At 63.3% G+C, this 8,176-nt stretch carries 10 protein-coding genes; 1 reads left to right on the top strand and 9 read right to left on the bottom strand.

Going from position 1 to position 8,176, the window contains the following annotated elements:
• The first annotated feature begins 79 nt into the window (after positions 1-79).
• Positions 80-412: a helix-turn-helix transcriptional regulator gene (locus tag QZY44_RS32255; protein ID WP_295457297.1), complete on the top strand. Its 333-nt coding sequence runs from the start codon at positions 80-82 to the stop codon at positions 410-412.
• 170 nt (positions 413-582) lie between these two features.
• On the opposite strand, the gene QZY44_RS32250 is transcribed toward QZY44_RS32255, so the two are convergent.
• The 9 genes from QZY44_RS32250 to QZY44_RS32210 form a co-directional block, all read right to left on the bottom strand.
• Positions 583-1,371, bottom strand: a complete 789-nt coding sequence (locus tag QZY44_RS32250) for a hypothetical protein (protein ID WP_295457294.1) — start codon at positions 1,369-1,371, stop codon at positions 583-585.
• Positions 1,372-1,507: 136 nt separating this feature from the next.
• Positions 1,508-2,983, bottom strand: a complete 1,476-nt coding sequence (locus tag QZY44_RS32245) for an SUMF1/EgtB/PvdO family nonheme iron enzyme (RefSeq protein ID WP_295457289.1) — start codon at positions 2,981-2,983, stop codon at positions 1,508-1,510.
• Positions 2,947-4,155: a hypothetical protein gene (locus QZY44_RS32240; protein ID WP_295457287.1), complete on the bottom strand. Its 1,209-nt coding sequence runs from the start codon at positions 4,153-4,155 to the stop codon at positions 2,947-2,949. Before QZY44_RS32240 ends, QZY44_RS32245 begins: the two co-directional genes overlap by 37 nt.
• On the bottom strand, positions 4,152-4,970 hold the full coding sequence (locus QZY44_RS32235) for a hypothetical protein (RefSeq protein ID WP_295457285.1): 819 nt from the start codon (positions 4,968-4,970) through the stop codon (positions 4,152-4,154). Before QZY44_RS32235 ends, QZY44_RS32240 begins: the two co-directional genes overlap by 4 nt.
• 191 nt (positions 4,971-5,161) lie before the next feature.
• Positions 5,162-5,569 carry an HIT domain-containing protein gene (locus QZY44_RS32230; protein WP_295457282.1) on the bottom strand — a complete coding sequence of 136 codons (408 nt, stop codon included), beginning with the start codon at positions 5,567-5,569 and terminating at the stop codon, positions 5,162-5,164.
• Positions 5,570-5,729: 160 nt separating this feature from the next.
• On the bottom strand, positions 5,730-6,251 hold the full coding sequence (locus QZY44_RS32225) for a PIN domain-containing protein (protein WP_295457279.1): 522 nt from the start codon (positions 6,249-6,251) through the stop codon (positions 5,730-5,732).
• A gap of 65 nt (positions 6,252-6,316) precedes the next feature.
• Entirely contained in the window at positions 6,317-7,162 is an 846-nt protein-coding gene (locus QZY44_RS32220) for a hypothetical protein (protein WP_295457276.1), read from the bottom strand.
• 400 nt (positions 7,163-7,562) lie between these two features.
• A complete protein-coding gene (locus QZY44_RS32215; RefSeq protein WP_295457273.1) occupies positions 7,563-7,883 on the bottom strand; it encodes a nucleotidyltransferase domain-containing protein in 321 nt (106 codons plus the stop codon).
• Between the two features lie 2 nt (positions 7,884-7,885).
• Complete coding sequence (locus tag QZY44_RS32210; protein WP_295457270.1) at positions 7,886-8,029, bottom strand: hypothetical protein; 144 nt, start codon at positions 8,027-8,029, stop codon at positions 7,886-7,888.
• Positions 8,030-8,176: the final 147 nt, after the last annotated feature.

Below are 8,176 nucleotides of genomic sequence, written 5' to 3'. Positions count from 1 at the left end.
CCGGACGCGGAGCGCCCGCACGGCATTCCCACGCTGGAGCGTGGGAACGAGAACAGAGAAGCACAGGAGCTAGCGAAAAATGACTACGCCCAGAGTTGAATTCGAGACTAGCAGCGGAAACGTTTTCGCCGACCTTGGCCTTGCCGATGCCGAAGAACTCTATACGCGGGCCGCGCTTGGCAGTCAGGTTGTCATGGCGTTGAAAGAAAGCGAGTATACGCAAGCGGAAGCATCCCAGATTCTGGGCCTAAAACAGCCGGAAGTATCCGCGCTGATGTGCGCCAAGTTTCACCGTTTCAGCCAAGAGCGGCTTATCAGCTTCCTGAACAAGCTGGACTTGAAGGTAACCATTAAAATCAGCCGCCACCGAACCGGGGAGCCGTTCCAACAAGTGGAGATGCGGGCGCAATAGCCAATTACGGATGGTATATTAGACTCTTTCTCTAGCTCTCAAACGGGGATACTTGTTGAGTTAAGTATACTGTCCCCAGAACTCCGAACTCAGTCCGTACCCAGAACTCACACCGCATGGCGGCCGCGGCAACACTGACGCTGGCCTTAAACATCGGGCGCAATACGCGCTTAACGAAGACTATTGTTGGATTTCTTCTCACGGCCATCGCCTTTTATTTGGCTGAGCAACTGCCGGGCGCGGGTCATCGCCCTAGACTGTTCAGCAGCACTAAGGCGCCCACACGTTGTTTCTTCCTGAGATAGATCCGCCATATCTGTACTGCGATGCCCGGAAGTAAGAATAACCTTACGCCAGGCGCACGCCTGAACTAAATCATGCGCTTCGATATCACCTAATTCATACTCCATCACATAGGCCAAATTGCGCTGAGCCTGATATTCGCCGCGGAACGCGGCTCCCTTGAACGCCTCAAAATCATAGTCCCGCTTGAATGGCTCCTCGCCAAATAAACCAGCAAGTTCAGGTATCGAAAAAAAATCGCCAGACCAACCGCAGACTAGCTGACAAGCATCTTTTGCTGTTGTAATTGCTGGATTCCTTCCAGAGCCAATCGCGTACCTGCAGTGATGCCCACCAATATTACCCGACTCATGCGTTGATCGAAGAACGCGGGGCTCATTCGCGATAACGACCTCCACTTCAACCATTTTTTTCCATCCAAAATTCCGTTTTTGCCAATACGGATCGGTTAGCGTTGCTACGCCCTGCTGCAGGTCTACACCAGCGCTCTGCAGCCCTCCGCATACACCGCGAAAATATCCTATAGCTTTGTCGATCAAATCGCGATCAACTTGATTATCGGTCCTGACATCGATAACCGCCGGCTCCGATGAAACACTCGGCGGACAGCCAACCAAGCCCAAAAAGATCGTCAACGAGATCGGTGCGAAGTTCATTACGTTATGCAGCCTAAATCATTTTCTTAGGGCCAAGCGATAAAGATTCTGACCGAGCGTACCACTAGCCAGGTTTCGGGGAAACGGTCTTGATCATGATTCCGGCGGTTCGCTTATTCATGGCGGGTGCATACGGCTATAGGGTTCTGGCGGGCCGAAAACCGATGCTGTAAGACCGGTACAGGGGGCTGTTGCGGAAGCGGAACGCCGCCCGCAGGGTATTGGCGGTGTCGAGCCAAGCCCCGCCGCGTCCAACGCGCACCGCGCAACTGCCACGGGTCCAGGCCGACCCATCGCTCGGAGCTCCCTGGTAGGAGTCGTGCCAGCAATCCTGGGTCCACTCCTGGACATTGCCGAGCATATCCTTGAGATCGAAGGCATTGGCCTCGAAGCTGCCGATCGGTGCCAGCTTGGCGTGATGGTCGTCGCAGGGCAGCGGCGCATAGGGATACCGAGCCTCCCGCTTGCCGGTCTGGTCAAAGACATTGGCATATCGACAGGCGTTGGCCGGGTCGTCGCCCCAGAACCAGGGGGTCGTGGTCTTGGCCCGTGCGGCATATTCCCATTCCGCTTCGCTCGGCAGCCGATAGGTCTGGCCGGTCTGCTTGCTGAGCCAGGTCATATAGTCCTGGGCGTCGTTCCAGTTCACGTCGCCCACCGGCAGGTTGCCCGCCTCATTAGGGTCATGGGTGCAGCCGCCGGCCTTCACGCAGGCATTCCACTGGTCGAAGGTGACCTCGTACTTGCCGATGGCGAAGGGGCGCTCAAAGGTGACGGTATGGACCGGTCCCTCGTCGTCGGAACGCCCCGGCTCGGTGTCCGGGGAGCCCATCTGGAAGCCTCCGGCCGGGATGACGACCATCTCGGGGCAATCGGGGCAGTCGCGGAAGGTCTCGCCGACCTTGGGTGGCGCTGCGGGTTGGGGTTGGATGGTGGGCGGGCTGGCCTGCGGCTCGGTGCCCCAGGCGATCCCGTTGGACTTGAGAAAGCGCTTGAGCGCCGTGGCCGGTACCGCCAGCCCAAAGTTGCCTTCGTTGGCCATGACCAAGCCCACCACGCCCGCCCCCTTCAGCAAGGGGCCGCCGGAGTTGCCCTCGTCCACCCCGCCCGAGAACAGGATGGCCCGGTCCTTCCACGCGACCACGGTGCCTTGGATGGCGGCCCAGGTCCGCAGGCCGGCCGGAACCCCCAGGGCGGTCACGGAGTCGCCGGCCTCCAGATCGTCCCCCCCGCCCGGCGCCATCGCCAAGGCCTGGATCCCGGCGGGGAGCCCGGACTCGAGCAGCAGCACGGCCAGACCCTCGGGGTTGGCGCCCTCCAGTCGGACGACCCGCGCCGCGTGCGCCCGTTGCGGATAGTCACGGAAATAGAGCCTGGGTGCGGGCTCGCCCTCCACCACATGGGCCGCGGTGGCCACATAGGCGGACTCGCCCTCGATCCGTACCACGAAGCCGCTGCCGGAGCGCGCCTGCCCGCCCGGTGCGGCCTCGATGCGCACTACCGCCGCCGCGGCGTCCGCGGCCCAGGGGCTGCCTGGCCAACCCAGGCCCAGACCCAGGCCCAGAATGGCGGCGATCAGGAATCCTCGGCCGGGGTACGCAACGTTTGCCATAGTTTGTAACCCGCCAGTGAGGTGGGGAAGAGCCAGCCGGCAATGCTGAAGAGGATGCGCAGTGCGGGGCTGTCCCAGATCCAGTCGAACCAGGTCAGTCGGGCGTCCTGGGGCTGTTCCGGGGTGCCGATCCGGGCACCGAGGGCCACCACCGCGTCCAGGGTTAGCTTGAGGCCCGTGCGGCCACCGTCGCTGGCCACACTCACGCGTTTGATCCGCGCCTTCTCGATCGGTCCCAGGCTCACGAAGTCGGTGGCGGACACCGCCACCGGGGCCTTGTTCGGAGCGTCCGGGTAGCTCAGGGTGCCGGGGGCGACGAGGCTGCCTTCGTGCTCGCCGCCCGGTCCCTGACGGGTGAAGTCCACCGTGGCGATCGGGATCTGCAGGTCGCGCAGCAGGGCGTCCGCGGACCCGGCGGGCTCGAGCTGGATCACCAGTCCCTGCGCCGAGCCCTTGACCGTGACGATCCGGTTGGAGCGGGCGCGCAGCGACAGTGAGTCCGGATAGCCCGCCACGCGCAGGTCAGCGGGCGATGCACCGGCGAGGTCTTCGGTCAGGCGCAGGTAGTCGGCGTCGAGCTGAACGGGTCCCGGAAACGTCAGATGGACCCGCGCCGGGTCCGCCGCCTGGTTGGTCGCCGCGTTTGGGGTCAGGTCCAGTGTCAGCCAGACCTGGTCGGCCTTGGTCCCCGTGGCCAGGTCCATGGCCATCAGGGTGCCGGCCGGGGCGCGCACCGCCTTGATCACCCCGGGGGGCGCACCGTCCGCCGTGTGCAGGGTGACGGCCGGCGCGAGCCCTTGGGCGTCGGGAACTGGCTCCAGCACCGGCCTGCCCGTCAAGGTGAGTGCCCGCCAGGCCTCGCCGTCCAGGACCTCCAGCGAGGTGGATGCCAGGCTCACCCGGGAGGGCCGGTCGATCCGCACCGACCGGACCTGGCCGTGATTGATCAGCGCGGTCGAGCCCTGACCGGACGGATCGGGCGCGAGCGTGGCCGTAAACCGGTCGACGGTCAGGACCAACTCCACCCGGGTCGGTCGATGGACCAACATCGCCGCCAGTGCGAGTCCGAGCACCACCACGGTCGGCGCCAGGAGCACGAGGACCCGCCGCAGGATGGGCGGGTGCGCGCCGGGCGGGCGTGGCGTCGGTGGGCGTTGCCTGGTGCGGCTCATTGCAGCGCCGGATCGTGGGCGAACCGGACCTCCTGCAACACCGGTTCATTGGTGGCCAGGGACCAGCCATCGACCCGCAGCAGGTACTTGCCTGCGGTGAGGCCCGCCACCGGGATCCGACAGGTAAAGGGGCGGCCCGCGCCGACCCGCTCAAAGGTCTTGGACCAGAGTGTCCCCGCCACCTCATAGGCGGACAGGGTACAGGTCAGGCGCGCCGGCAGATTGGTCTTGAACGTAAACAAATAGTCGGTCACCGCCACCGGGGTATCGTCCCCGGCGAGCACGGCAGGGGCGACACGCTCCAGCGGGGAGGGCGTGTCGTTCCCCGCCAGTCTCACCAACGCACCGAGGTCGGCAGGTTGCAGACCGCGGCCGAAGAGCCAGCGCAGGACATCCTGGGTCGGCCAATGGAAGGCGTTGGCCGCGCCGCTGCGCCAGGGCGTCGATCCATGGACCTTGTCCATCCAGTAATAGTGCCGGTAATCGAGTTCCCGCACCGCGATCCGCACGCGCTCGGGCGAGGCGTCCGGCGGCAGAATGAAGCTCAGGCGCATGCGCTCGGGCGGTGCATCGGTCAGCCCGCCCACCGGTGCGGCGCGTGCCGAGATCAAGGCGATGTCGTCGCCGCTCACCGGGCGGGGGCGGATGCCCTCGCTGCGGTCGCCGCGGTCTTGATAGTCGTATTGGTCCGCGCCGACCGCCGCCGGCAGGGCCAGGCAGAGCAATAGCGGGGCGAGCCAAGCCAGCCGGTTGGGCGGCGCGCGGCTCGGTCCAGACGGTGATGTGCAATCCAAGGATAGCTGTCGATCGGGCATTGGGCGGCTCCAGTCCTGGCGGTGGGCTCGATTCCGGTGGCGCGAACGCACCCGAGGTCTTGTGCTCGGGCGTGGCGAGTATAGCAAGACCGGCCGCTGGGTTGTGCCTCTTCCGTAGGAGCGGCCCCCAGGCCGCGACGGGTTGCCGCCGGCACCGGTGGTCGGCATGGTGACAAAGGCCCAACATCCGCTCAACCCCGCGCTCCGAGCACCGCCGCACCGATCGCCGCCACCTCCCCCGGCCCATAGTCGCGGACGGTCTCCAGATGTCCCCATACCGGCTTTGGCCAGCACGCGTCCGCCGGATCGCGCCCAATCACATGCACATGCAACTGCGGCACCACATTGCCGATCCAGGCCACATTGACCTTCGGGCACCCCCGGCTGCCGGTCAGATAGTCCGAGACCCGCTTGCAGTCCGCCAGCACTGCATCGCGCTCCCCGGTCGGCAGGTCCAGCAGGTTCCCGAGCGTGGTTTCCGGGACCAGGATGAACCAGGGCACCGCGGCGTTCTTGTGCAGCAGCAGGTGGGTGGCGGACAGGCGGCCCAGACGGTGGCAGTCGGCCAGGAGTTGGGGGTGGATGGAGAATTCGGTCATGGTCGGGCTCCTGGGTGGGCGGTCGGTCATACCGCGCTGGTACTGGTGGTCCCATTTTCGCGCTGGTGACACCGCTCCAGCGGTGTCACCCATGTGTTAAGCGCTTTGCGCCACGAGAGTACCGATGGACGCACTACGTTCACCCACCCAGCTCGGACTCTCAATGCGACACAGTTCGTTCCGGTAATGGCTTAAATGGATCGATTATGATCAGTCCAGCAATGTGCTGGCCATGCTGGAGGTCTTCAGTGTATAGGGTATCGCAACCGGCAGCCAGTGCGGCGGCGACGATTTCGGCGTCCCAGTGTGATAAACCAAACCGGTTGCGGATCGCCCAACTACGCCGGATCAGCGCGCTGTCCATCGCCTGACAGCGAACATAATCCAGCATGGCAGCGAGGTTCTCCTGAATCCAGGAATCCTCCCGGCCGGCGCGCCGCATCACGTTGTAGTATTCAGCCGCGACCTGCGCACTGATCACTCCGTCCGTGAGTCCGTACACAAGCTCCAGGGCGCGCGGATGTCTCGGATCTTCGGGTGCTTGCAGATGCGCATATACCCAGATATTGGTATCGACGAAACTACCGCCGGGTATTGCGTTCTTCCCGCGATGGTATGTCGATGTGATCGACCCGTGCGATGTTGAACCGCGGGCGGCCTCGCGCGCGCTCTTGGGGTTCATCGTCAAGGGGCCAGATAATCAACTCGATGCGCCGGTGCCGCAATTCTTCCGGAATAGGAACCGAGTCAGGGGCGTCCTCGACGATTCGGCGGATAGGTTGCATAGTCTTGCCTGCTGGTGGTGCCGCTTAAGAACTGGTCACACCGCTGCGGCGGTGTCACCCATGTGTCAGGCGCTCTGCGCCAGGAGCGCCGGCAGTCGGACGCTGATCCGGTCCCCCGGCGAGGCCGTAGGGTGGATAAGGCGCGCGGCACGGTGCCGCGGGCCTGGCGCGGCGGTTGGTCACGCCGCATCCACCATCCGCGGTGCGGCGGCGCTGGTGGGTGCGCTGCGCTTATAGACCCTACGTATTTGTTGGGAGCTAATAAGTCAGAAAAGCGTGAAAGGGCCGCTGCTCTTGCTTGCGACTTATCTGCTCTTTCTTTCGCCTTTGCTGCTCCTTCTTCCGCCTCCACAATCTTCGCATCAAGCTGCACATTCTGTAAGAATAAGACTAGGAGATGTGCTGCATCCTTTTGGTATTTATTTGGTCTTGATAATTCCTGGAATGTTTTCAGTTCCAGTCTTAAATCTTCTAACTGCTCTGAATGTTTTGTGAAATAAGTCTTTAATGCCCTGATCTTGCTTGGTCCTATCATGCCGCTGTCGAAAAACTCCAAAACTATTTTTCGTATTTCTATGGCATTCGGCCGGGCCAGAAATTGAGTTAATCGCAGCAATGCCGCGGCCGGAAACCCCGTGCCTGTCTCTGTCGTTGCAGGCGCCGCGGCGACCATAATGGTCGGGCGTGCGTCGGCATCCCTGATGGGTGGCGAAAGCACCTGAGCCGGGGCCGTCGTTACAACGCATCCCAGCGTTAACGCGAAGGCCCTTGATGTCATCGTGCAGTCAAATCCAATCACTATTTCCATATTCTATCGTGACCTTGTTGATGAGCGGGACTTCGGGGACGGTTTAGCCGGACTCCGGTAGTGGTGCGTCCGTCGCCTGCAAATTATGTCACAGGGTAGCGCGTTCGTGGCGGGTGGGTGCGGTTGGAACTGGGGCGCCCCGCGCTGCGACGGCCAACAAGCGTTCCAAACGGGGCGAATGCCTCGCGCGGCAAGGCGTTCCAACTTGGCGCAGCAGTTCCCGCGGATGCCGGTGCTCGCGGCGCAGAGTGCCTGACACATGCGTGACACCGCCGAGTGGTGTCACGAGGGAGGGTTTGGATTTCGCGTCGTTAACAGCGGGCCTCAGCCTTATGCCTCTCCCGTCAGGTCGCTCGGCAAACCGACTCAGAACGAAATCCACGACAGTCTGGCCAACTGCTTATCCATGCAAGAGCCGCCCGCGATCCAGCGCCTCCCGCTCCAGCGAGGTCGCAACCCGGGCGGCCCGTGTGACCTCGTCGCGCGTTCGTACCACGATTTCAATTGGTAGCGTGAGTCCGTAGAGACTGCGATAGACCTCCTGCGCGCGGCGATAGCCGGGCTGGTCGGAGGTGCTGAGAATGACCAGAAGATCGATATCGCTATCCGCGTTCGGCTGCCCCCAGGCCTGGGAGCCGAATAATAGGATCTGTTCCGGGTGGACCGCTTGCACGATGCGGCGCACGGCTTCGTCGAGTAATTCGGGGCTGATTGTATTCATGGTCAATCGCCCGCCATGTTTTCCAGCAGGAACTGATCCAGCCCGACCGCAAGCCCCGCCTGGCGCAACAGCTCGCCCCGCCGGCGCACCTCGCGGGCGTGCTCGCGGCTTTCCTGGCGGTAGCTGATGAAGACCTGGTTGCGCATCTGACGGTTTGCCCTCGGGTCCGTGCGGGGTTTTGATCGCTGCGAACTATGCCACAGACTCGGGGGTGGCGTCGCCGGGATGGGTTCATTACTCCGGGCATCACGCTTGCGGCTACCCGTCGCGGCCTGGGGGCCGCTCCTACGCGG

The organism is uncultured Thiodictyon sp., assembly GCA_903837595.1.
In the GTDB taxonomy this organism is placed as follows: Bacteria; Pseudomonadota; Gammaproteobacteria; order Chromatiales; family Chromatiaceae; genus Thiodictyon.
Note: the sequence above shows the minus strand (reverse complement) of the source record. Positions and strands in the feature narration are given on the sequence as shown.

What these genes read in the sequence shown, in the direction of transcription:
- QZY44_RS32255 (WP_295457297.1), top strand. Translation starts at nt 80, where the DNA reads ATGACTACGCCCAGAGTTGAATTCGAGACTAGCAGCGGAAACGTTTTC.
- QZY44_RS32250 (WP_295457294.1), bottom strand. Translation starts at nt 1,371, where the DNA reads ATGAACTTCGCACCGATCTCGTTGACGATCTTTTTGGGCTTGGTTGGC.
- QZY44_RS32245 (WP_295457289.1), bottom strand. Translation starts at nt 2,983, where the DNA reads ATGGCAAACGTTGCGTACCCCGGCCGAGGATTCCTGATCGCCGCCATT.
- QZY44_RS32240 (WP_295457287.1), bottom strand. Translation starts at nt 4,155, where the DNA reads ATGAGCCGCACCAGGCAACGCCCACCGACGCCACGCCCGCCCGGCGCG.
- QZY44_RS32235 (WP_295457285.1), bottom strand. Translation starts at nt 4,970, where the DNA reads ATGCCCGATCGACAGCTATCCTTGGATTGCACATCACCGTCTGGACCG.
- QZY44_RS32230 (WP_295457282.1), bottom strand. Translation starts at nt 5,569, where the DNA reads ATGACCGAATTCTCCATCCACCCCCAACTCCTGGCCGACTGCCACCGT.
- QZY44_RS32225 (WP_295457279.1), bottom strand. Translation starts at nt 6,251, where the DNA reads ATGAACCCCAAGAGCGCGCGCGAGGCCGCCCGCGGTTCAACATCGCAC.
- QZY44_RS32220 (WP_295457276.1), bottom strand. Translation starts at nt 7,162, where the DNA reads ATGGAAATAGTGATTGGATTTGACTGCACGATGACATCAAGGGCCTTC.
- QZY44_RS32215 (WP_295457273.1), bottom strand. Translation starts at nt 7,883, where the DNA reads ATGAATACAATCAGCCCCGAATTACTCGACGAAGCCGTGCGCCGCATC.
- QZY44_RS32210 (WP_295457270.1), bottom strand. Translation starts at nt 8,029, where the DNA reads ATGCGCAACCAGGTCTTCATCAGCTACCGCCAGGAAAGCCGCGAGCAC.